The organism is Haloterrigena salifodinae (assembly GCF_003977755.1).
GTDB lineage: Archaea > Halobacteriota > Halobacteria > Halobacteriales > Natrialbaceae > Haloterrigena > Haloterrigena salifodinae.
Window position 1 is genome coordinate 605246 of sequence record NZ_RQWN01000001.1, and the last position, 22286, is coordinate 627531.

At 64.6% G+C, this 22286-nt stretch carries 15 protein-coding genes; 8 read left to right on the plus strand and 7 right to left on the minus strand.

Annotation, left to right across the window (positions count from 1 at the left end):
- Window positions 1-24 precede the first annotated feature (24 nt).
- A complete protein-coding gene (locus EH209_RS03135) occupies window positions 25-1551 on the minus strand; it encodes a (R)-citramalate synthase (RefSeq protein ID WP_126661502.1) in 1527 nt (508 codons plus the stop codon).
- Between the two features lie 209 nt (window positions 1552-1760).
- Window positions 1761-2132, minus strand: a complete 372-nt coding sequence (locus EH209_RS03140) for a DUF192 domain-containing protein (protein ID WP_126661503.1) — start codon at window positions 2130-2132, stop codon at window positions 1761-1763.
- 298 nt (window positions 2133-2430) lie between these two features.
- Here EH209_RS03140 and EH209_RS03145 point away from each other — a divergent pair, with 298 nt between their 5' ends.
- Together EH209_RS03145 and EH209_RS03150 are read left to right on the plus strand one after the other, a co-directional pair.
- On the plus strand, window positions 2431-3039 hold the full coding sequence (locus EH209_RS03145; RefSeq protein WP_204747282.1) for a hypothetical protein: 609 nt from the start codon (window positions 2431-2433) through the stop codon (window positions 3037-3039).
- Between the two features lie 108 nt (window positions 3040-3147).
- Window positions 3148-3675, plus strand: a complete 528-nt coding sequence (locus EH209_RS03150; protein ID WP_126661504.1) for a DUF7097 family protein — start codon at window positions 3148-3150, stop codon at window positions 3673-3675.
- A gap of 45 nt (window positions 3676-3720) precedes the next feature.
- On the opposite strand, the gene ppc is transcribed toward EH209_RS03150, so the two are convergent.
- Entirely contained in the window at window positions 3721-6414 is a 2694-nt protein-coding gene (gene ppc / locus EH209_RS03155) for a phosphoenolpyruvate carboxylase (protein ID WP_126661505.1), read from the minus strand.
- A 1083-nt stretch (window positions 6415-7497) separates the two neighbouring features.
- Between ppc and EH209_RS03160 the strand changes: the two genes are divergently transcribed.
- The 3 genes from EH209_RS03160 to EH209_RS03170 are packed head-to-tail and all read left to right on the plus strand — an operon-like array spanning window position 7498 to window position 10570.
- Window positions 7498-8526 carry a glycosyltransferase family 2 protein gene (locus EH209_RS03160; RefSeq protein WP_126661506.1) on the plus strand — a complete coding sequence of 343 codons (1029 nt, stop codon included), beginning with the start codon at window positions 7498-7500 and terminating at the stop codon, window positions 8524-8526.
- A 2-nt stretch (window positions 8527-8528) separates the two neighbouring features.
- A complete protein-coding gene (locus EH209_RS03165; RefSeq protein WP_126661507.1) occupies window positions 8529-9689 on the plus strand; it encodes a DUF354 domain-containing protein in 1161 nt (386 codons plus the stop codon).
- Window positions 9689-10570, plus strand: coding sequence for a polysaccharide deacetylase family protein (locus EH209_RS03170; RefSeq protein ID WP_126661508.1), 882 nt, complete (start codon window positions 9689-9691; stop codon window positions 10568-10570). Before EH209_RS03165 ends, EH209_RS03170 begins: the two co-directional genes overlap by 1 nt.
- 61 nt (window positions 10571-10631) lie before the next feature.
- Here EH209_RS03170 and EH209_RS03175 read toward each other — a convergent pair whose 3' ends face one another.
- Entirely contained in the window at window positions 10632-11555 is a 924-nt protein-coding gene (locus EH209_RS03175) for a hypothetical protein (protein ID WP_126661509.1), read from the minus strand.
- 273 nt (window positions 11556-11828) lie between these two features.
- Complete coding sequence (locus EH209_RS03180; RefSeq protein ID WP_249038740.1) at window positions 11829-13895, minus strand: hypothetical protein; 2067 nt, start codon at window positions 13893-13895, stop codon at window positions 11829-11831.
- A 441-nt stretch (window positions 13896-14336) separates the two neighbouring features.
- Here EH209_RS03180 and EH209_RS03185 point away from each other — a divergent pair, with 441 nt between their 5' ends.
- Window positions 14337-15395, plus strand: coding sequence for a GNAT family N-acetyltransferase (locus EH209_RS03185; protein ID WP_126661511.1), 1059 nt, complete (start codon window positions 14337-14339; stop codon window positions 15393-15395).
- 46 nt (window positions 15396-15441) lie between these two features.
- A complete protein-coding gene (locus EH209_RS03190) occupies window positions 15442-16551 on the plus strand; it encodes a GNAT family N-acetyltransferase (RefSeq protein WP_249038741.1) in 1110 nt (369 codons plus the stop codon).
- Between the two features lie 265 nt (window positions 16552-16816).
- Here the strand turns inward: EH209_RS03190 and EH209_RS03195 are convergent, their stop codons facing one another.
- Complete coding sequence (locus tag EH209_RS03195) at window positions 16817-18049, minus strand: hypothetical protein (protein WP_126661512.1); 1233 nt, start codon at window positions 18047-18049, stop codon at window positions 16817-16819.
- A gap of 586 nt (window positions 18050-18635) precedes the next feature.
- Between EH209_RS03195 and EH209_RS03200 the strand changes: the two genes are divergently transcribed.
- On the plus strand, window positions 18636-20528 hold the full coding sequence (locus EH209_RS03200; RefSeq protein WP_126661513.1) for a hypothetical protein: 1893 nt from the start codon (window positions 18636-18638) through the stop codon (window positions 20526-20528).
- A 21-nt stretch (window positions 20529-20549) separates the two neighbouring features.
- Here EH209_RS03200 and EH209_RS03205 read toward each other — a convergent pair whose 3' ends face one another.
- Window positions 20550-22010 carry an oligosaccharide flippase family protein gene (locus EH209_RS03205; protein WP_126661514.1) on the minus strand — a complete coding sequence of 487 codons (1461 nt, stop codon included), beginning with the start codon at window positions 22008-22010 and terminating at the stop codon, window positions 20550-20552.
- Window positions 22011-22286: the final 276 nt, after the last annotated feature.

Below are 22286 nucleotides of genomic sequence, written 5' to 3' on the forward strand. Positions count from 1 at the left end.
GTGAAAAAACTGCTCGTCGCGACCTCAGTCGTCCGCCGGCGCGAGCGGCTGCTGATCGGCTGCGAGCAACCGATCGAGCGCGTCGACCATCGCCTCGACGCTCGCACGCGTGATGTCGGCCTCGCTGCGGGCGACCGTCACGGAGCGATCGTTGCGAATCATGGTCACCTCGACGGTGACGACGGCGTCCGTGCCGCCGGTCACGGCGTCGACGTGGTAGGAGTCGAGTTCGGCGTCGGCCATCGAGCCCAGCGCCTCGCGAACCGCGGAGACGGCGGCGTCGACGGGGCCGGAGCCGGTGCCGCTCGCGACGCGTTCCTCGCCGCCGACGTCGAGCCGAACGCTCGCGGTCGGGACGGCACCGCCGCTCGTGGCGGACAGATCGAGGAGTTCGACGACTCGCTCGCGGTCGTCGCCGGTGACGTCCTCGGCGATCGCCAGCAGGTCGGCATCCGTGACCCGGCGACCTCGGTCGCCGAGTTCGGTGACGCGATTCGCGATTTCGGCGATTTCGTCGTCGGCGGCGTCGACGCCGTGTTCCTCGAGCGTCGCCGCGACGCCCGCGCGGCCGGTGTGCTTCCCGAGGGCGAGCCGTCGCTCGCGGCCGACGGTTTCGGGCTCGTAGGGCTCGTACATCTTGTCGTCCTTGAGCGTCCCGTCGGTGTGGATCCCGCTCTCGTGGGTGAAGGCGTTCTCGCCGATGACGGCCTTGTTCGGCGGGAGCTGGATGCCCGTCGCTCGCGAGACGGTCTGGGCGAGGTCGTACAGCTCCGTGAGCTCGAGCGTCTCCACGTCGTAGACGTGCGAGAGGGCGATCGCGACCTCCTCTAAGGCGACGTTGCCGGCGCGTTCGCCGAGCCCGTTGACCGTACAGTGGACGAGGTCGGCGCCGGCCGAGACGGCCGCCAGCGCGTTCGCGACGCCCAGGCCGAGGTCGTCGTGAGTATGGGCGCTGACCGGTCCAACGTCGGTGAGCCGACCGACCGCTTCGGCTGTGCGCTCCGGCCCGGTGTGGCCGACGGTGTCGGCGAAGCAGATCCGATCGGCGCCGGCGTCGACGGCCGTCGCCATCAGCTCCTCGAGGTAGTCGAGATCGGCCCGGGAGCCGTCCTCGCCGATGACCTCGACCCAGAGGTCGTGGTCTTTCGCGTAGGCGACGAGTTCGGCGGTTTTCTCGAGGTTGTCCTCGTGAGAGGTGCCGACCTTGTCCTCGATATGGCGGTCACTGGCGGGGACGACGATGTGGACCCCGTCGACGTCACAGTCGAGGGCCAGATCGATGTCGGACTCCATTCCGCGACAGAAGCTCGTGACACGGGCGTCGAGCTCGAGGTCGGTCACCCGCGAGATGGCCTGTCGTTCGCCCGCGCCGGTGCAGGCGCTGCCCGCCTCGATGACCGAGACGCCCGCCCGCTCGAGCGAGCGGGCGATTTCGACTTTCTCGTCGGGCGTCAAGGAGACACCCGGGGCTTGTTCGCCGTCGCGAAGCGTCGTATCGAGAAGGCGGACTGTGCGGTCTGGAGCGATCGTATCGTTGGCGGAGTGAGTCACAGGTAGAAGCGAATCGGTGGTTACGGTCGTTTCATCGGAGAATTTCACGCCCAGCCGGGTTGCCCCGACTTCCTCTATCCTCGGACATATGTATGTGCCTCTATCACAGTATGCTGACTTAAATCCGCCGGTCCCGACTCGCTGAGACGAGGTTTGGAGTCCACCTCCCTCGGTTCGTTCGACCGCTCAGCACCTCGGTTTGGGGGCGCTCAGGACTTGAGGATGACCCGATCTCCTTCCTCAACGCCGTCCGCGGTGCCGGCCGGGAGTTCGACGAGTAGGTCGCATTCCGCACGGGCGAAGCTCCGCCATGGGCGCAGGCGCTCGATTCGTTCGACGACGCCGTCGGCCACCCAGACGGCGTCGATCGGGAAGAAGACGAACAGCATGTGGACGTCGCGGACCTTCGCAGAATCGAATCGGAAGGCAAGCGCGGAGCCGTCCGGCATCGATCGTCGGAACATCAGGCCGCGGGTCTGGCTCAGCAGCGAGTCGGCGAGGTCGACGTCCGCCGCCAGCACTTGTCGGTCGCCCTCGTCGGTCGCATCGCCGCTCGAATCCGCTTCGTGAACCAACTGCACGCCCTCGAGTCGGAAGGCGGGTGGCAAAAGTCTTCTCGCTCGAGGCGCCGTCGCGAGCCGACTGCGACGAGACCGAGCGGTCCGCCGTCTTCGCGGCTGAACCGCTCCGCGTCTTGTCCCGACTGCGTTGTAACGCGATCTTTCCCGCATGGACTGATCCTTCGTTGCCGTAACCGCAGTGATGTGCCGAACACAGTCGTACGGGCGGTGCCACGGGAAGGTTACGACCGTGAACGAACGTCCGTCTTTTATTGGACGCCGTTTCTACGTGCGGGCGTCCGCCGGGGACGAGAGAACGATGACTCATAGCAACGAACACCGGCCTGAGAGAACCGGTTCCGACGAATCGCGCCGGACGTTCCTCAAGAAAGGGGCCGTCGTCACCGCCGGCGCGAGCGCCGCAGCATCGGGCGTAACGAGCGCACAGGAGGACGACGAGGAACGGCCCGGCGCCCTCGAGGGCGCGTGGGAGGCGTTAATTTTCCAGAACGACTTCCATCCGGAAGCGCGGTTTGCGATCGTTTCGGACACCCTCGATTGGTCGCCGAATTACGGCGGGATCGACGATAGCTGGTTCACGGGCTACAACACGCGCACGATTCGGTGGCTCAACACCGGTGAACACGTCCAGCTATTCGTCGCGGACGAAGCCGACATCGGGCAGTACGACGTGAGCCTCGGATACGTCCCGAATCAGGAAGAGGGCTCGGACCGGCCGCTGGTATTCGAGGTGAGCCCGGAGTGGTCGCCCTTCGATAACGATCCGCGGCTGACCACGATCAACTTCAGTCCGGTCGAGGAGGAGATCGAAACGCAACTGCTCGAGGGGGACGACTGGTGGCGGAACCAGGAAGAGACGATCCCCGAAGCCGAACGTACCGACGGCAACGCCACCGACGATACTTAGACTGACGACTCCGGGGACGAGAACCGACGGCCGATACTCGGAGTTCCAAGTCGACTCGCCGACCCGTGACGTTCAACTGCTCGCCGTGCGAATGGCTGCTAACCGCGCATGGAGAAAACGCCACGGGGCACGTCGGTCGGCGTCGACGACCCCTACGAGTTCGCGGGCGTCTGCGATCACCTCACCGGCGAGGGAAACTGCCGGTACGCCTTCGACCACTACGAGCACGATCCCGAGTTCGCCCGCGAGCGCGCCGAAGACGAGTACGAATGCCCCGTCATCGATCCCGAATCCGACTGGACGTGGGCCGACTGCCCGCACTTCCGCTCGCGCAATCGCGACCGGGAGTGTGTCCGCTGTGGCCTCGCGGAAAAGCGCATGGCCCACGACGACGAGCGGCCGCTGCTCGAGGAGCACCACCTCTCGTACGCGCGCGACGGGGAAACCCTCTCCCACGAGATCACGGTCTACCTCTGTCGGTGGTGTCACGCCAAGGTCCACAACTCGTGGGCGCGAATCACCGACGACGCGGCGCCGGATCCGAAAGCGATCGCGGCCCTTGAGGAGCGCCGCGGTCGCGAGCACGAGGAGTTAGGGTTCGAGTCGGCCGCGGAGCGATACGACGAGGACGACTGAGGAACGGACGGCCGCGTCAGCCGCCTCGTGGACCGAACCGATCGATCAGCCCGTGTTCTTCATCCCTGCGGCGATTCCCTTGACCGTCAGCCGGAGCGTCCGTTCCTCGATATCCGTGCGGTGGGTCTGCTGGAGCAGGTAGACCTGCAACATGTTCAGCGGATCGACGTAGGGGTTGCGCCGCGCCAGGTTCTCGCCGAGCCAGTCGCGGGTGTGGAGATCCTCGCGCTGGCCGATTTCCGTGATCAGTTCGGTCGCCCGTTCGTACTCGTCGGTCACGCGCGGGAAGAACTGTTCGCGGAGGTCCGGTTCCGCCAGGTCGGCGTACTGCTCGGCGATCTCGAGTTCGGTTCGCGAGAGCGAGAGGGCGGCGTTGTCAAGCGTGGTGCGGAAGAATGACCACTCGTCGTACATCTCTTGGAGGGTGTCCATGGACCCTCCGTCGTCCAGATACGCGTCGATCCCCGCCGCGACGGCGTACCAGCCCGGGAGGATACACCGCGACTGCGTCCAGGAGAACACCCACGGGATCGCCCGCAGGTCCTCGACGGTTCGCTCCCCGCTGCGGGAGGCGGGTCGCGACCCCAGGTCCAGATCCTCGATGACAGTGATCGGCGTCGCCTGCTCGAAGTACTGGACGAAGCCGTCGCTCTCGAGGAGATCGCGGTACTCCTGCCGGGCGGCGTCGGCCATCGTCTCCATCGCGTCGAACCACTCCTCGGGGAGTTCCTCCTCGTCGGGTTCTTCCTTGGCGTACAGCCGCGCCCGGAGCTGGGCGTTGAGCATCTGCTCGATGTTTCGCTCGGCGATACGGGGATTGGCGTACTTCTCGGCGATGGCCTCGCCCTGTTCGGTGAACTTGACCTGGCCGGTGATCGTGTTGTTCGGCAGGGCCAACAGCGCCTCGTTCATCGGACCGCCGCCACGGGAAATCGAGCCACCCCGGCCGTGGAACAGCCGCATCTGGACGTCGTAATCGTCGCAGATCTCGCCCAGACGGCGCTGGTTTTTAAATAGCGACCAGTTGGCCGCCAGGAAGCCGTTCTCCTTGTTCGAGTCCGAGTAGCCCAGCATGATCTCCTGAGTCCGTCCGCGGGCCTCGAGGGCCTGACTGTAGGCCTCGTTTTCGAACAGCGTGCCCATGATCCGCCGGGCCCCAGAGAGGGCGTACTCGGTCTCGAGCAGCGGGACGATGTCGATCCCCGCGTGTTCGGGCAGCGAGACGACGCCGGCCTGATCCGCGAGGAACAGCACCTCGAGGACGTGGCTGGGCTCGTCGGTCATCGAGATGGCGTACGTGTCGATGGCTTCGACGCCGTACTCGGTCTGCCAGTCCCCGAGGCTGTCGAAGAGTTCGAGGACTCGCGCCGAGTCATCGGAGAGGTCGCTCGTCTCCGAGAGGTCGACGAGGGGGTCGTCCTGTAGGACCGCGTCGGTCAGCAGTTCGACGCGTTCGTCCTCGGAGAGCGATCTGTAGTCGATTCCCTCTTGCTCGAGGGCCTCGGCGATAGCGACGGTGTGTTTCTGCTGGTGTTCGCGCAGGTCCAGACTGGCCAGCGAGAAACCGAAGGTGGCGACTTGACGCCGGATCGGATCGACGTGGGCCTCGACGACGCTCTCCCCGCCGTTGTTCCGCAGACTCTGTGCAATGACCGCGAGATCGTCGAGGAGTTCGTCGACGTCGTCGTAGCCGCCCGGACGGACGTCGCCGACGCGCGCGAGGCGCTCGCGCATGAGTTTGAGTTTCTGGCGGTAGGGCTCGCCCGGGTATCGATCTTCGGCGGTGCGAGCGCTTCCGGGCAGTCGCTCGCGGTCGTCCTCGAGGGAGGCCTCGAACTCGCCGCCGGTGTCGATCCGGCTCCCGTCCTGGCTCAGGACGCCCGAGAGGCGCTTGAGCTCGTCACGGTACTTCTCGAGGACGACCTCGCGCTGGCGCTCCAAGACGTTCGCGGTCACTTCGGGCGTCACGTAGGGGTTGCCGTCGCGGTCGCTGCCCGCCCACGAGCGGAACTCGAACAGCTTCGGGATCTCGAGGTCGCCCGCCGTCTCCGCGTCGATCGCGTCCGCGAGCTCGTCGTAGACCTCGCCGACCACGTCGAACAGCGTGTTCTCGAGGTACCACTGGATGTTTCGCGCCTCGTCTTCGGGCTCGGGCTGGCGGTTTCGCACCTGTGGGGTCTGCCAGAGGCTGGTTACCTCGGCATCGATGTCCCGCCAGACCTGCGACTGCTCCTTCTTGGTCAGCAGCCGTTCGTCCAGCGTCTCGAGGTGCGTCGAGATCGTCCGCAGCTTCGATTTGACCGTTTTGCGCCGCGCCTCCGTCGGATGGGCCGTGAACGTCGGCTCGATGAGGACGTCGTCGAGCACATCCTCGACGGTGTCGACGCCGCGCTCGCCGAGTTCCTCGGCCGCCATCTCGAGGCTGTCCTCGAGCGTTCCCTCGTTGGATTCGGTGCGGATCGTCCGAACCCGCTCGCGCTCCTCCGCGAGGTTGATCAGTTCGAAGTAGGTCGTAAACGCCCGCGCGACGATCCGCTGATTGTGAGGCGACAGCCCCTCGAGTCGCGAGATCAGCGGCTCGCGGGACTCGAGGTCGCCCGAGCGGTAGTCGATCGCCGCCCGCCGGCACGATTCGACCGTCTCGAACCCTTGCCGGGAGGTCTGGTCCTCGAGAACGTCGCCGAGTAACGCGCCGAGCTCTCGAACGTCCTGTCGAATCTCCCTGTTGTGAAGTCTCATACTGGCATGGTATAGCTTCTCCCCCAAAAACCCCTGTGTAGCCGTTCTACCGTCGGTTTGAATCGTTTTTCGTGATAGTTACCCACGGTGGTTAACTCCGGTGACACTTCGTGTAGACGAACGACGATAGTGCTCGTTTGAGAATAGCAACCACAGTCTCGTTACCGCGAGATTTCGTCAGAACAGGATGCCCGAGAGACTACTCGCTCGCCGTGACGGCCATCGGGGAGACGTATATATTTCTGCCACCGCCATTCAATTCACTACAACAATAGTCAATGATTGTGATTTCCGGGCGGCAACGGACCCCGTTGCTGACCGCGCCCGATTTCACCGGCGCGCCCGGTCCGCTGTACCCACTGCATAGCGCGCGATCGTCGCGCTCGTTCGGCTGAAAGCAATTCCTATCGCTCGCGTACCCTATTGGATCTTTCCGCCAAGGCGCCGTTGGGGGTACTTACTCGCGCCGGCGTGACCGAACGTCGACGTCCTAGCTCTCGAGAATCTGAACCGTCGAGTTCGCGACTGACTTTACCGCGTTCGTCAGGGTAGCAGTCCCAAACACATCTAGTTTATTCCCTGACACGTGTCAGCGTTCCAGTCATTCGTATACTATTCATTGACAATTTGGTGTGTATGTACTGTTCTCTGTCATCGATGGAGGAGAAAAACTCCATCGAGAATCACTCTGCGTCGGTGTTAGGGAGACTGAACGAATTGTACGACTATAATAACAAAACTCTATACACTGTGACAATAGCCCCGTGTTCGCTATGGAGAGTTCGACTGGTTTCGATCGCCGCTCCGTGGCTGTCCGGACAGCCGACGGTACCCCTGTAGTCGAGCGCGCGGAGCGCGCTCGTCCCACGGTCGACCGTCGTCGGGACGGGAATGACGGTTTCGACGCCCTCACCGCGCCGAGAACCGAGAGCGCGTCCGGATCGGCAGCCCCCGGCCCCCGTTCGGGGCGACCGTTCGCTCGCGCGCGAGGACGGGGAAACCGCGATCGACCAGTGGCGTTGATTGGACGGATTGCAGGGTATCGAACGCAACCCGGGACCGCCTGCTACGGAGGGTGAGTGCATGTATAGACAGCACACGATCGGCGTCGTCGTCCCGGCGTACAACGAGGAAGGATTCGTCGGCGATGTGCTCAGAACGATGCCGGAGTACGTCGATCGGATCTACGCCGTCGACGACTGCTCGACCGACGGCACCTGGGACGAGATCCGCCGGACGGCCGAGGAGATCAACGGCGCCGAGAAGTCCGTCGCGGCCATTCGGGCCGACGAACAGCCGGCGGCCGCCACCGACGGCGGTCCGGCATTCGACCGGCGCGTCGTCCCGATTCAACACGAGACGAATCGGGGTGTCGGCGGCGCGATCAAGACCGGCTACCTCGAGGCCCTCGAGGACAAGCTCGACATCACGGCCGTGATGGGCGGCGACGGGCAGATGGACCCCGACATTCTGCCGCGCTTTCTCGACCCGATCGTTGAGGGCGAGGCGGACTACACGAAGGGGAACCGCCTGGTCGACAAGGAGTACCGCGACGGCATGTCGCGATGGCGGTTCTTCGGCAACTCGGTCCTGACCTTCCTGACGAAGATTGCCTCCGGCTACTGGAAGATGATGGATCCGCAGAACGGGTACACCGCCATCTCCCGACGGGCCCTCGAGAACGTCGGCATCGAGGAGATGTACGAGTATTACGGCTACTGCAACGACTTGCTGGTGAAGCTCAACGCCCACGGCATGCGGATCGCCGACGTCCCGATGCCGGCCGTCTACGGCGACGAGGAGTCGAGCATCGATTACCCCTCCTACATCTGGAACGTGTCGGGAATGCTCCTCCGGAACTTCTGCTGGCGGCTGAAGGCCCGTTATCTCGTCCTCGATTTCCACCCGCTGGCGCTGTTTTACCTCCTCGGGACGGCGATCTGTGGCGTCGGCGTCCTCGGGATCGTCTGGTCGCTGTACGCCTGGCTGACGCTCGCCGCCCCGCTGTTCGTCCGCGGATCGATGAGCGCGCTCCTGTTCGTCACCGGCTGCCTGTTCGTCCTCTTCGCGATGCTGTTCGACATGCAGGCAAACGAATCCATGGAGGTGTGACGATGGCGACCGCACCTGCGGGCCGCGTCGTCGTCACCGTCCAGCACCCGGCTCACGTCCACTTCTTCAGGAACGCGATCGACGAACTGGAGGATCGGGGCTACGACGTCCGCGTCTTCGCCCGCGAGAAAGACGTTACCGAGGCTCTCCTCGAGGCCTACGGCATCGAGTACGAGCGCCTCGCAGGGAGCGCGGCGTCGCCCCTCGAGCTCGCGAAAGTACAGGCAACCTACGAGTATCGCCTGCTCAAACGCGCCCGGCGGCTGGATCCGGACGTCATGCTCGCGATCGGCGAGCCGGGGGTCGCACACGCGTCCGCGGCCGTCGACGGCTACAGCGTGCTGTTTACCGATACCGAGCACGCCACCCTGTCGAACGCGCTCGCGTTGCCGTTCGCCGACCTCGTCTGCACGCCCCGCGCGTTCTGGGACGACCACGGCTCCGCCCACTACACCTATCCGGGCTACCACGAACTGGCGTACCTCCACCCGGATCGGTTCAGTCCCGATCCGTCGGTCCTCGCGGACCTCGAGCCGCAGGTCGAGGCGGGTCTTCCCGCGGCGACCGACGGCGGGGCCGCGTCCGGCGGCGCGCTCGAGACCGATTCCGGGGCCGGCACCGCGACCGGACCCGGCGGCTCGACCGGCGGCGTCGGCGACGAGTCGCTGGTCGTCTTGCGGCTGATCTCGTGGACCGCGGCCCACGACATCGGCCAGAAGGGGATGGCCGGCGTCGAACGCCTCGTGGCCGACCTCGAGCGCGAGGGGGCGACCGTCCTCGTCTCGGCGGAGGGCGATCTCCCGCCGGCGCTTGCCGACCGGCGGATCGACCTGCCGCCCGATCGAATGCACGACCTGCTGGCCCACGCCGACCTGTTCCTCGGCGAGAGCGCGACGATGGCCATCGAAAGCGCCGTCCTCGGCACGCCGTCGCTGTACGTCTCGGATCTGGACGCCGGCGTCCTCGAGGAACTCGAGACGCGCTACGGGCTTCTCCGCCGGCTCGAGCAGGACGCCGAGCCGAGCCGAGTCGCCGCCACCGCCCGTGAGCTGCTGGCGATCGACGACTCGACGTGGCGGGAACGCCGACGGACGTTGCTCGACGAGACGATCGACACGACGGACTTCGTCGTGAACACGGTCGAACGGGTGAGCGACGCGTGATGGCGAACCGTTCGTTCGATGACGACTACGAGTTCGCCCTCTGTCTCACCCACGACGTCGACCGACCCTACAAGACGTTCCAGGCGCCCTATTACGCCGCCGCGGAGTGCGACCCTTCCCACCTCCGGTCGCTGGTCGCCGACGAGCGTCCCTACTGGCAGTTCGAGGAGCTGATGGCCCTCGAGGACGACCTCGACGTCCGGTCGGCCTGGTACTTCTTGAACGAGAAACGCCTCTGGGAGAAATCTCCCCGCGAATGGCTCGAGCCCCGCAATTGGATGCTCTACACGGGCCGGTACGACATCACGGACCCGGAGATCGTCGACGTCGTTCGGGCGCTCGACGACGGCGGCTGGGAGGTCGGCCTGCACGGCTCCTACGACTCCTACGACGACCGGGAGCGACTGCGGTACGAGAAGCGGGTTCTCGAGGACGTCCTCGGCGACTCCGTTCGCGGCGGCCGCCAGCATTACCTCAACACGAAACTCCCCGACACGTGGGAACACCACCAGGAGATCGGCCTCCGGTACGACGCCAGCTACGGCTCGAGCGACAGCTACGGGTTCGACGGTCAGTACGACGTCCTCCGCCCGTTCAACGACGAGTTCGTCGTCTTCCCGCTGACGGTGATGGAGACGACGCTGTTCTCCCAGACCTCCTCGGTCGACGCCGCGTGGCGCGAGTGCCGGCGCCTCCTCGAGGAGGCGGCCGACAACGGCGCGATCATGACCGCGCTCTGGCATCCGCGGTACCTAAACGAGGAGGAGTTTCCGGGGTATCGGACGATCTACCGCCGAATGATCGAGGAAGCGAAGGCGCTGGGCGGGTGGGTCGGTCCGCCGGCCGAGTGTTACGACCGGCTCACGGCTGTGACGCCGTAGCGACCATTCGCGCACAAAATCGGCACTCCGCCCCGGTAGCTAACTGAGTCGGTCGGAGAAATTACTGGTTCTCGAGGGCGGTGCGGGCCTCCTCGCGGCCCATGTTGAGACAGATATCGTGTTCGTCGTAGTACATAGCTGCGTTGGACGCGTTGCCGACGACGTAGCCCAGCGGGCCGACGGCTTCGATCCGGTTGTCGTCGGTCGTCGTGAAGCGCATCGAGGTATCCTCGAAGGCAAGTTCGCCGTTGACCCAGTACTGCATCACGCCGTCCGCGTTGGCCTGGCCGTTCTGGTAGGAGTTGACCTTCACGTGGCACTCGATCTCGTTCCACTCGTCCATCTGCACTACGGCGTCGGTCATCTGGAAGTCACCGGAGCCGGTGTTGTCGAGGTGGTAGGAGTAGCTGAAGAACTTGTACCCCTCCGGCGCCGGCGAGTCGTTCCGGTTGGCGAAGCCGATCGCGTTCGACCAGCCGTTCGTTCCGTCGGTGTTGCCGCCGCCGGAGGAGCCGGGACCGTTCGTCAGGGGCCCCCAGAACATCCGGATGGTGTCGTCCTGATTGAGGTTGAAGTTCTCCGGGTAGATTTTGAACCGTGTGTAGACCTCGTCCTGGTAGTCGCCGACGTGCTCGGGGAATCGGTACTCGCAGTTGGCGATCTTCTGATCGTCGGTAAACGCCGTGTAGAGGGACTGTTGGCCCGTCGTCGTCCGGTTCGTGACGAACTCGGGCTGATGAGAGCCGCGAACGTCGTTGACGTTGTAAACGTCGCCCGGGGCGCTGTAGTCGTCGTAATTAACGGAGATCAGGTCGCCGTCACCTGCGGCAGCCGCCGACCCTGCCACGCCCGAGATTCCGAGCGCCGCGGCGGCCGACCCGGCCAGCTTGAGATAGGACCGTCGGCCGAGACCCGCCTCGGCACCGCTGGTTCGGTCGTTGCTGACCGATCGATCGCGTTCGGTTACCGGCTGATCGCTCGTCATGCAACTCGGGTAACGTGGGGATACCATTATAAACCTTTACCACTGATTAACATCAGATTATCCTGATTGTATCTTATTACTACTACGATTGTTCGATAATTCTCGAAAATATATATGGGCGACGGCAGTCGATATTCCTCGTTCGAAAGGCGGTATTACCGGTCGTTGACGGTGGGAAATAGTCTCTTACTCCGGCAGGAATCGGCCGCTCGATCGCCGGTAGTGGACGGAAAACGGACGAAATCGAACCGTCGAAACGCCGAGTCGACGGTTCTACTGAACGTTGTGGTAGACGTCGACGGTGGCGTCGCCGACGAGTTGGAAGTCCGTGATGTCCCCGTCGAAGAAGTAGGCGTCTCGCTCGCCCGCCCCGACGGAGCCCGCGGCGCTCGTACCCTCGAGCGAGTCAGCGCGGTCGACGGTCGCGTCGCGGTAGTTCGACTGGATCACGTCGCCGTCGATGGTAAACGAGTAGTCGGTCGCGTCGTCGGCCTCGCTGCCGTCGATGACGATCGCGTGCGGGAGGACCCGGGTCTCGCCGCTGTAGTCGGCGGGATCGATGCGCTCGGCGTCGAGGTACACGTGCGTCTCGCCCGTCGCGAACGTGACATCGACGAGTTCACCGGAGAAGCGGAACCGGTGGACGCCGCGCTCGATCGTCCCCGTCACGGTCTCGGTGGTCTGCCGTTCGGCGCCGGCGGCGGACGCGTCGCCCAGGACGGTGTCGATCGTCCCGTCGACGGTCAGCTCGTAGCTCGCCTCCGAACCGTTCCCGACCACGGTCAGGACGTGGGGCAGGTCGTCGCCGTAGTCGGCGGGATCGATTTCCTCGCCGTCGACGGAGACGCGCGCGGCCCCGTCGACCGTCAGCTCCTCGAGTTCGCCGCTGAAGCGGAAGGCGTCTCGCCAGCCGCCGACGAGACCGGTGACGCGTCCGCCGTCGATGGCGTCGCCGTCGTCGATCGACGCGCCGCCGTCGGTCGATTTCTCGACCGAACCGCTGACGGCGAACTCGTATCGGGTAGTGCTAGTCGTTCCGAGGCCATCGACGAGCACGACGTGCTCGAGGGGCTCGTCGGGCTGGTCCTCGGCCGGCGGCGAGTCGGGATAGTCGGCCGGATCGATCTGCTCGCCCGAGACCCAGAGCTGCGAGGGGTCGGGGTCGGCGGAGATGGCGACGATGTCGCCGTCAAAGAAGTAGCCGTCGATAGTACCGGGGTCGGCCGTCGCCTCGATGACGGCGTACTCGTCGGACGTGATCTCGACGCTCTCGTTGTAGGTCGCCTGGCCCCAGTCGGACTGGACGATATCGCCGTCGACGTAGATGCGGTACACGGCTTCCTCGTCGCCGTTCCGGTAGGTGAACCGCTCCTCGTACTGCTCGCGCGCGCTGGGTTCGACCAGCGTCGGATCCTCGTCGTACGGCGGCGAGTCGTCCCGATCGGCGGGCATACCGCCGATCGCGATCTCGTGGTCGTCGTAGATCAGCGCGTCGCCGGAGAGGTTCGATCCGACGACGTAGCCCAGCGGGCCGACGCCCTCGATGAGGTTGCTCTCCGTGGTCGTCATCCGGAGGTTCGTCCGCTCGAAGGCGAGTTCGCCGTTGACCCAGTAACGCATCACGCCGTCCCGGTTCGCGCTGCCGCCGGAGAACGTGTTACACCGGACGTAGCCCTCGATCTCGTTCCACTGGTCCATCCAGATCGGGACGCTCGACATCTGGAAGTCGCCCGACCCGCTCCGGTCCATGTGGTAGGAGTAGCTGAAGAAGTTGTAGCCGTCCGGCGCCGGCGAGTCGTTCCGATTGGCGAACCCGATCGCGTTCGACCAGCCGTTGGTCCCGTCCGTCGCGCCGCCGCCCGACGATCCGGGGCCGTTCGTCAGGGGCAGCCAGAAGATTCGGACCGTATCGTTCGCGCTGAGTCGGATCCCGTCGGGGTAGAGCTTGAAGCTGGTGTACACCTCCCGCGGCATCTCGTAGCCGTTCTCCTCGAACCGGTACTCCAGGTTCGCGGTCTTTTGCGCGCTCGAGAACTCCGTCCGGATCGCCTGACTCGAACCGTTCGTCGGCGAGGAGACGAATTCCGGCGGAATGCCGCTCCGATTGTCGTTGACGTTGTACAGCTGCGACGGATCGCCGTATTGGTCGTAGTCGAGTTCGATTCGTTCCATTCCCTCGGTCGATTGCGCGCCCGCGACGCCCGCCGAGGTCCCGATCGCCGCCGCGGCCGCGCCGGCGAGTTTGAGATACGATCGTCGATCGATTGCACCGTCGCCGGCGGCCCTCTCGTCCGCACCGTCCGACGATTCGTCACCCAGTTCCGGAGTCTTGCGTGCCATATACACCGGGTAATCAGATTTTACTATCATAAACTTTTCTGCTCCGTGATCGAACAAATATTCCTAGATTAAAGGCGTTTGAAAGGGAGTTCTGTAAAATAACCCAGCATATATCGAAAACATTGACTGTAATGCATTCATGGTGTAAGGTGGGATTACCGGCGGCTCGAGGCCACATCGGTCGCACAACCGTCGCCGGTCGGCCCCGTTTCGCAGGCTCGAAACGGTCAGACCGTCCGTACGGTCACGCGAACCGACGCTATCGCGGCCGTCGCGAACCGCGTGTCCGCACGACCCGTACCGGAACGAAAGAAGCGACTCCCTTCGTTTTGCGCAGTACGGCTACAGCGGCCGTACGGCTGCTATAACAAAGCCTACATGAACCGAAGCTGAGCGAGAGTGTCGCCTTCGGCGATCGACCGCCCGTCGACACCGACAACAATGAGTATTCGTGTTTCAGTAGCCGATCCGTCAGAACAGGAGACGTGGAACAGGTACGTCGATCGCTCCCCCCAGGGGACGGTCTTCCACCGGTACGAGGCCCTCGAGTGCCTGCGGGATCACACGGGTGCGACGCTGTATCCGCTGATGGGACACAAAGGGGAGCATCCGGTCGGAATCTTCCCCGTCTTCGAACTGAACAGCGGCCCGTTCTCGCTGGTCTTCTCGCCGCCGTACGAACTCGGGATACCGAACCTCGGCCCCGCACTGCTGCATATGGGCCAGCTGAAACAGCGAAAACGGGAGAAACGACACCGCCGATTCATCGAGAGTTGTCTCGAGTGGATCGACGAGGAGATCGATCCGCAGTACACCTACGTCGAAACCGACTGGAACTACGACGATACCCGCCCGTTCGACTGGAACGAGTTCGACGTCTCGCCGGCGTACACGTACGTCGTCCCGCTCGAGGACTCGCCAAGCGAGGAGGAGTTGATCAAGCGGTTCAGTCAGAGTCCGCGCAGGCGGATCCGGGACGCACAGGACCGGGAAGACGAGTACACGATCGAGACCGGCGACCGTGCCGATCTCGCGTGGACCGTCGAGCAGGTGCGGAACCGGTACGAAGAGCAGGACCGAAAGCCGCATCTCCCCGTCGACTTCGTAACTGGACTGTACGACCGACTCCCCGAAGGAGCCGTTCGCGTGGATGTGCTCCGGCTCGACGGCGAACGGGTGTCGGGCAACATCATCCTCGATAACGGCGATCGAATTCGCGGCTGGCAGGGCAGCACGCGCCCCGACACCGATTTCCCGGCCAACGAGTTGCTCGAGTACCACGGTATGTGCGACGCCCTCGAACGCGGGGCCGACGGCTACGAGATCGTCGGGGCGAACACGCCTCGGCTGACCACGTGGAAGGCGAAGTTTAGCCCGGAGACGCGAACCTACTACTCGGCGAAGCGGTCGACGATGAGCATGGAGATGGCCGAGAGCCTCTACGTCAACCTCCGGGACAGCAGCGAGTTGCTCTCGCGACTGTCTCCGGCGACGAACTAGGCGCTTCCATCGCCGCGCGGGCCGCGTCGTCCGAGACCGCGAATCGATGTCGCTCACAACTACCGTCCGACCAACCGTCTACGCTTTCGAAACCGTGTCAGCACTCGATCCGACTCTGTACCGAAGCATCGAACCGATAAACGAGAACCAGTGGAACAACGTCGTCACCCAGTCCGACCGCGGAACCGTCTACCAGCGCTACGAGTGGGTTCGGGCGATCGAAGAGACCTTCGACTACGAGCCCCGCCACGTCGTCGTCGAGAAGAGCGGCAACCCTATCGCCCTCATGCCGAACTTCCAGGTCGACCTCCCCGTTCCCGATACCGTCACGGAGACGCTCCCCGTGACGCCGCCGCTCAAGCAGCTGGTCTCGCTGCCGACCGGGTTCGGCGGCCCGGTCGTCCTCACGGACGAGGCCGACGCGCTCGACCTGCTGTTCGACGGCCTCGAGTCGACCAGCGAGCGGACCGTCGTCAACCACGCCATCGAGACCTACGACCTCGAGTACGTGCGGTACGGCCAGTACCTCCAGACCCGGGGATACGAGCCGTCGTTCGACTCGTGTCTGTTCCTGATCGACCTCGAGGACGGCTGGGACGCCATCCTCGACGGGATGGACAAGGGCCGACGCCGCGACATCCGAAAGGGTAACGAACAGGAGTATCGGATCGAGATCGACCCGCTCGGGACGGACCTCGAGACGACCTACGACTGGTACGTCAAGAACCTGGAGCGCGTCGACGGCTCGCCGCTTCCGAAGGCGTTCTTCGAGTCCCTGGCCGACCGACTCGAGGACCGATTGCGAGTCTTCCGGGCTATCGTCGAGGGAGAGGAAGTCGGCCGGTACGTTTACCTCCTCGACGACGAGGGCGACGTCCTCCACCACTGGCTGTCGGCGATCCCGAATTCGGACAACTACCAGTATCACCCCTCCGAACTCCTCCACGAACGCGGGATCAAGTGGGGGATCGAGCAGGGGTACGAGCGGTACAACTTCGGGAAAACCGGCTCGCACTTCTCGAATTCGGTCTTTCGGTTCAAACACAAGTACGGGGGAACGGCCGTCCCCATCTTCAAGGTCGAGAAGGGGTACTCGCGCGTCGCGTGGCCCCTGTACCAGCTCGGGCGCGAGAAGTACGTCGAAAAATCCCTCTAACGAACTTTTTCCGCGTCGGGTTCGCCTATGGCGAACCGCTCGCGTAAAAACTTCGATGAAAAAGGCCGCTCGCTCCCGATGGTCGCTCGCGGGTGCAGCGCTTGCGCCTCGACGGCAGTGGTAACGCCTCAGCCTGTACGTGCCGCGAGTTTCACAGTAAGCTCCGTGATCCAGTTATTATCTACTCGAGACGTCCGGTCACGTATACTGATGGGAGAATGCGCGCGCTTCTCGAGGGGATGCAACTCTCGCCAATCTCCCTTCGTCACTCCCCGGGCCTCGAGGGAACGGCCGCCGGATCGAGTTCCTGCCCGTCGACCCACAGCTCCGCCAGTTCCGGGACGGCGTCGACGGCGACGATCGAGCCGTCGTACAGGTAGCCGTCGGCGCTCTCGGGAGCGGCGACCGCGTCGGCGGTCGCGTACCCTTTGGTGGTATCGGCCAGCGCGATTTCGACCGTCTCGTTCGGCGTCGTCGTATGTCCGTCGACGTTACTCCACTCGCTGTGGACGACGTAGCCATCGACGTAGATGCGGTAGCTCGTCTCCGCGTCGCCGGTCGCAACGGTGATCCGGCCGTCGTAGTCGTCCATCCTGCTGGAGTCCTCGACGTAGGGATCCGATTCCAGTCGGTCCTCGATCGCCCCGTTGCCGCGCAGTTCGTGGTCGTCGTAGTAGATCGCCAGGTCCGCCGGCGCCGTTTCGTTGCCGCCGTACCGAACCAGCGGCCCGCCGTACTCGATCGCCTGGTCTTCGGTCGTCGTCCAGCGAAAGTCGGTTCGCTCGTAGACGGGCGTGCCGTTCAGCCAGCACCGAACCTCGCCGTCCGGGTTCGCCGTGCCGTCGCTGACCGTGTTCATCCGGACGAGCGTCTCGAACCGGAACCACTTGCCGGTCGGAACCGGCGCGCCGACGACCTCGAACTCGCCGCTGATGCCCTCCTGATCCATGTGATAGGAGTACGCGGCAAGGTTGTAGGTCGCCTCGTCGTCGATCTCGCGATCGGTCACGGCGAACATGCTCGACCAGCCGTCGTCGCCGTGTGGCCGACCCCGACTGCCCGATCCCTGGATGCCGGCCTCCGTGTTGAGCCCTGCACACCAGAACCGACAGACGTCCGTCTCTTCCATCGTCCAGTCATCGCTCAGAGAGATCATCGCTCGCTGGTAGAGCGCCCGTGGCTGGTCGTAGCCCTCGTCGGGAAACCAGACCATCGCGTTGCTCCCGTCGCTGTCGCCCGCGGGGATGTCACACCGCAGGGCCGTCGCTCCCGTGTAGGCGGCTCCGTCCTCGAAGGCAAATCGTTCCGGATACCCCGTCCAGACGCGGTAGACGTCGGACGGGTCGTCGTGCGCGTCGTACTCGATTTCCCGTTCCTCGAACGTCGCAGCCCCGCCGCCACCCCCCTCGTTCCGGGCGACCAGTGTGATCACCCCGCCCGCGATCCCCGCCGTAAGCGCGCCGCCGGTGAGTTTCAAATACGACCGTCGGTCGACCATCTCCCGTACGATACGGTGATCCCGCCCTTAGTTACGTTCCGAATTAGAGGGTATACAATCGGTAGCAGGTCGTTATCCGATATACGCCCTTCCTACGGCACCGTCCAGCAACGTCGCGATACTCGAGGGCCCTCACGGATCGTCTCCGAGTTTCAACGAGGACAGTCAGACCGCGTCGCTGCGTGCAGTACTCCACGCTCGAGAGACATTCTCGCTCTTCGGATCGAATCGCTACCGTAGCTGAGGTCGAGTTGGAATTCGAGTCCGTCTCGGCGGCCGTTGTGTCACCCTACTCTGACAACTCTGATCCGGTTACGTTCACCGAAATTATCATAATATATTGAATGTGAGCGGTCCAACAGTAGCGACAGCGATACGTTCTCAGCGGCTGTGAACGGTGTCGAACGTTTTTCGAACGCAATTGTATCTAGTTCCGACAGATGATCAGTTCCGTCGATCGAAGCGGACCGACAGCCCGCCGTCGGTCCCGACCAGGAGCCGAACCGAGACCGGAGTCCGTCGCTCGAGTACGGATACCGAACCCCTCGCGACCGATCGCGAGACCGACGCAGGTCGGTGGTGCGCCGTGAGACGGCTCGTCGACCGCGTCTACGGGCTGTCGACGACCGCGTTACCGCTCGTGGCCGTCGTCGGAATCGTCGTCCCGCTGGTCCTCGGGCTGACGAACCTGGCGATTATGGGGCTGTACTTCGCCGTCCCCATGATCGCCGCGCCGGCGCTGGTCCGAGCGATCGGCGACGAACGGGGCTCATCGACGACGGCCGGTCGTCGGATCCCGTGGGTCGACTGGCGCGTCTGGTCGGTCACCTTCCACGTGCTGCTCGCGGGGCTCGTGGTGTTGCTCAGCGCGACCGAGGTTCGACCGTTCCTGTTCTACGCGGGAGTCGCCGTCGCGTACCTGCTGTGTTTCCTGTTGATAACGACCTCGCGGCCGACTCGAGGCCGCCACGCGATCGGCCTCTATCACCTGGTGGTCCTCGCCGCGCTCGTCATCTTCAGCGTCACGCTGAACTACGACTTCTTCGTCGGCCACGGCGACCTCATGACCCACATCGCGATGGCCACGTCGATCCTCGAGACGGGCGAGCTCTCGTCGCTGCTGCCGGAGTACGAGGCGTTCCAGCTCTGGCACGTCTACACCGCCGTCTCGACGCAACTGTTCGGCGACTGGATCCCTGTTCACACGACGATGTACCTCCTCTCCGGGGGCGTCTTCGCCGCCGCCGTCGGGCTCATGTACGGCCTCGCCAGGCGCGTCTACCCCAACGAGACCGCCAGCCTGCTGTCGTGTCTGGTGCTGATCTCGTTCCCGCTGTACCTCTTCTACGGAATGTACTCGATCCCACGCAGCGTCACCTCGATCCTCTTCCTCGGGCTCGTGCTCGCGCTCGTCGATCGGCCGACGGGGAACATGCGGATCCTAACGGTCCTGCTAGTCGCCGCGATCGTGGTCTACCACCCCGCGTCGATCCCGTTCGTCCTCGCGATCCTCCTCCTGTTCGCGGCCCTCGAGTTCTCGATCGCCAGCCCGATCCGGGCCGCCGACAACTACGTGCTCTCGGTCGGCGTCCTGGTCACGGCCACCTACTGGCTCTACAACGCCGAGTTCATCGTCGAACGGCTCGTCGACACGATGGTCGCGAGCTTCCTCGGCTCCACGCCGGGGTCGGGCCAGTCCGGAGACGTGCTCGCCGCGCCGTGGGCGCAGGTTGCGAACTTCGTCCCCTACGCGTTCGCGCTGTTGCTGGTCCTCGTCGGTTTCCTGTTCTGGCACCGGCGGCTCGCGACGAGCGGTGAAGCCGACGCGATGGCCGACGTGGCCGAGTCGAGCGTCGACTTCCGTTCGTCGCGGCGCGTACCGCTGTTCACTTCCCTCGGGCTGCTGACGGTGGCTCTCATTCCGCTCGCGTTCCCCGGACCGACGCTGCTGCTCGACTCCTTGGCCGGCATCAACATCAGCCGATTCGGTCACTACAGCATCATGTTCATCGCGTTGCTCGGCGGGTTCGGACTGTACGAACTGTTCGACCGCGGCGGCGTCGCGGTGTTCCTCGCGCTCCTCGTGCTCACGTCGGGGCTCGGATTCACCGCCGTCTCCAACGAGGTCACCGCCTCCGACAACCCGGTCGTCGAACGTCCCTTCTACACCTTCTACCTCACCGACAACGAGGTCCAGTCGTTCGAGGCCGTCGACGCGGGCTACGATGGCGAGATCGGCGCCGACAGGCTTTCCTGTCGGTATCTCACGGAGCTACAGGGCTCGTCGTGTTCGGTCGTTGACGCCGGCGGGGAGGGGGACCTGTTCGCCGGCTACGACGCCGTCCTCATCAGGGAGGGCGAACTCGCGGACAGACCGTTGCAGTTCTCCGAGTACGTCGAGAAGGAGTCGATCGACGAGAGCGAACTCGCGGACCGAAACCGCGTCTACGACTCGAACGAGGTCGCGCTCTACGGCTGATCGGCGCCGCACAGCGTGCGGTCAGCCCGTGAGTTGCTCCGCGACTTGATCGACGTCGATGAGATCGAAGGCCTGGCAGGCGACCAACCAGACGACGGCGCTGGCGCCGATCGCGACGACGAGGCCGACGTATCCCGAGAGGACATGCAGGAACGCCAGCACGATGGCGGCCATTCCGACGCTGATCCCCAGCGACGTCGTGAAGCAGCGGGCCACCTTTCGGTAGTCGAAGGGGAGTTCGGTGTAGACGATCCCGACCGTACAGATCGCGTAAGTGCCGTACGTGATCACGGTCGCGACCGCGGCCCCGGCGGCCCCGAAGAGCGGGATCAGGGCGACGTTCAGGGCGACGTTCCCGATCGACGTCACCCCCTTGAGAACCGCTCGCGATCGGGCTCGTCCAAGGTAGTCCAGTGCGGGCCCGGAGATGTTCTCGAGGGCCTCGAAGAAGACAAACAGCGAGAGGATCTGGACGACGAGGATGCCGCCGGCGTAGCCGTCCCCGAAGATCAGCACGACGGCCGGGTCGGCGACGACGAGAATACCGATGCAGGCGGGCACGTACAGCGTCAGCGTCTTCCGCAGACTCTCTTCGTACACCGAGGCGGCCGCCTCCGTTTCCCCCTTCGACGACTCGGCCCCGTAGGAGGGCGAGAGCGCGAAGCCGATCGACGCCGCGGGGACGCGCGTGAACTGACTGATCTGTTTGCCGATCGTGTAGAACGCGACCTGCGTCGGGTTCGTGAGAAAGCCAACGAGGATCGTGTCGAGGTGTCCGTCGACCTCGGCGGAGAGCCGCGTGACGCTCAGGGGCACGTTGTACCGGAGGATGTTCATTCGAACCTCGCCGTCGCCGGCGACGCTCTCCCGGTCGAGGTCGCTGACGCGCCAGACCATCCAGTGGCCGAGCAGCGTCGCGAGCGCGTAGGCGACCACGTAGCCCACGACGGCCGCCGTCGGCGTCGGCCGGAGCAGGACGGCGGCCGTCACGAGCGTCAGGGTCATGCCGCCCTTTATCGCGTGTAGCTTCGCCGTGGTGGTGATCGCTTCGTACCCCTGCAGGATGGCCCGATTGTACCGGTAGAGCGTGTAGAACAGGACGTAGCCCGAGCCGACGAACAACAGGCCGGCGAGGCCAGCTTGGTTCAGCAGCGCCGCGAGGAAGTCGGCGCCGACGAGCAGGGCGACGGCGACGGCCAGCGACGCGATCGCGACGAGGATCCACGATTCGACGACTGCGGCGACGGCGCGCTCGGTCGCGTCGTCCCTGTCCTCCGCGATGAACCGCGCTGCGGCCCACGGCAGCCCCGATTCGCTGATGAACCGAGAGAAGGAGAAGACCGAGAGCGCGAACGCGAGCAGTCCGTACGACTCCGGCCCGAGGATCCTCGTGAGCACGAGCAACAGGAGTCCGGTCGATACGACGTGGACGACGCGACCACCGAAATCGGAGACGATGTTCGATATCAGTCTGTTCGCCATGTGGTGTTTCGAGTTGTTAGGTCATCGATTGGACGGCGCGGGGTTCCGGAGCCGACGCGAGCGCGGAATCGACGCCGTCCGCGGTCGGCCCGGGGCGATACCTGACCTGATGGTGATGTGAAACGCGAACTAATAGGTTCGTGACGGGAATCGTGTCACTAACGAGTTGCTGAACGCTAGGGATCGAATAGGATTCGCTATCCGTCGCCTGAACCGGCCGGCGGCGCGCGTAGGATCCGAATTCTCTCTGCCGTCTCAAGGCGGTCCAGTTGCCGC

What these genes read in the sequence shown, in the direction of transcription:
- EH209_RS03165 (WP_126661507.1), top strand. Translation starts at nt 8,529, where the DNA reads ATGGCGACCGCACCTGCGGGCCGCGTCGTCGTCACCGTCCAGCACCCG.
- EH209_RS03175 (WP_126661509.1), bottom strand. Translation starts at nt 11,555, where the DNA reads ATGACGAGCGATCAGCCGGTAACCGAACGCGATCGATCGGTCAGCAAC.
- EH209_RS03190 (WP_249038741.1), top strand. Translation starts at nt 15,442, where the DNA reads ATGTCGCTCACAACTACCGTCCGACCAACCGTCTACGCTTTCGAAACC.
- EH209_RS03150 (WP_126661504.1), top strand. Translation starts at nt 3,148, where the DNA reads ATGGAGAAAACGCCACGGGGCACGTCGGTCGGCGTCGACGACCCCTAC.
- EH209_RS03145 (WP_204747282.1), top strand. Translation starts at nt 2,431, where the DNA reads ATGACTCATAGCAACGAACACCGGCCTGAGAGAACCGGTTCCGACGAA.
- ppc (WP_126661505.1), bottom strand. Translation starts at nt 6,414, where the DNA reads ATGAGACTTCACAACAGGGAGATTCGACAGGACGTTCGAGAGCTCGGC.
- EH209_RS03180 (WP_249038740.1), bottom strand. Translation starts at nt 13,895, where the DNA reads ATGGCACGCAAGACTCCGGAACTGGGTGACGAATCGTCGGACGGTGCG.
- EH209_RS03170 (WP_126661508.1), top strand. Translation starts at nt 9,689, where the DNA reads ATGGCGAACCGTTCGTTCGATGACGACTACGAGTTCGCCCTCTGTCTC.
- EH209_RS03160 (WP_126661506.1), top strand. Translation starts at nt 7,498, where the DNA reads ATGTATAGACAGCACACGATCGGCGTCGTCGTCCCGGCGTACAACGAG.
- EH209_RS03185 (WP_126661511.1), top strand. Translation starts at nt 14,337, where the DNA reads ATGAGTATTCGTGTTTCAGTAGCCGATCCGTCAGAACAGGAGACGTGG.
- EH209_RS03205 (WP_126661514.1), bottom strand. Translation starts at nt 22,010, where the DNA reads ATGGCGAACAGACTGATATCGAACATCGTCTCCGATTTCGGTGGTCGC.
- EH209_RS03195 (WP_126661512.1), bottom strand. Translation starts at nt 18,049, where the DNA reads ATGGTCGACCGACGGTCGTATTTGAAACTCACCGGCGGCGCGCTTACG.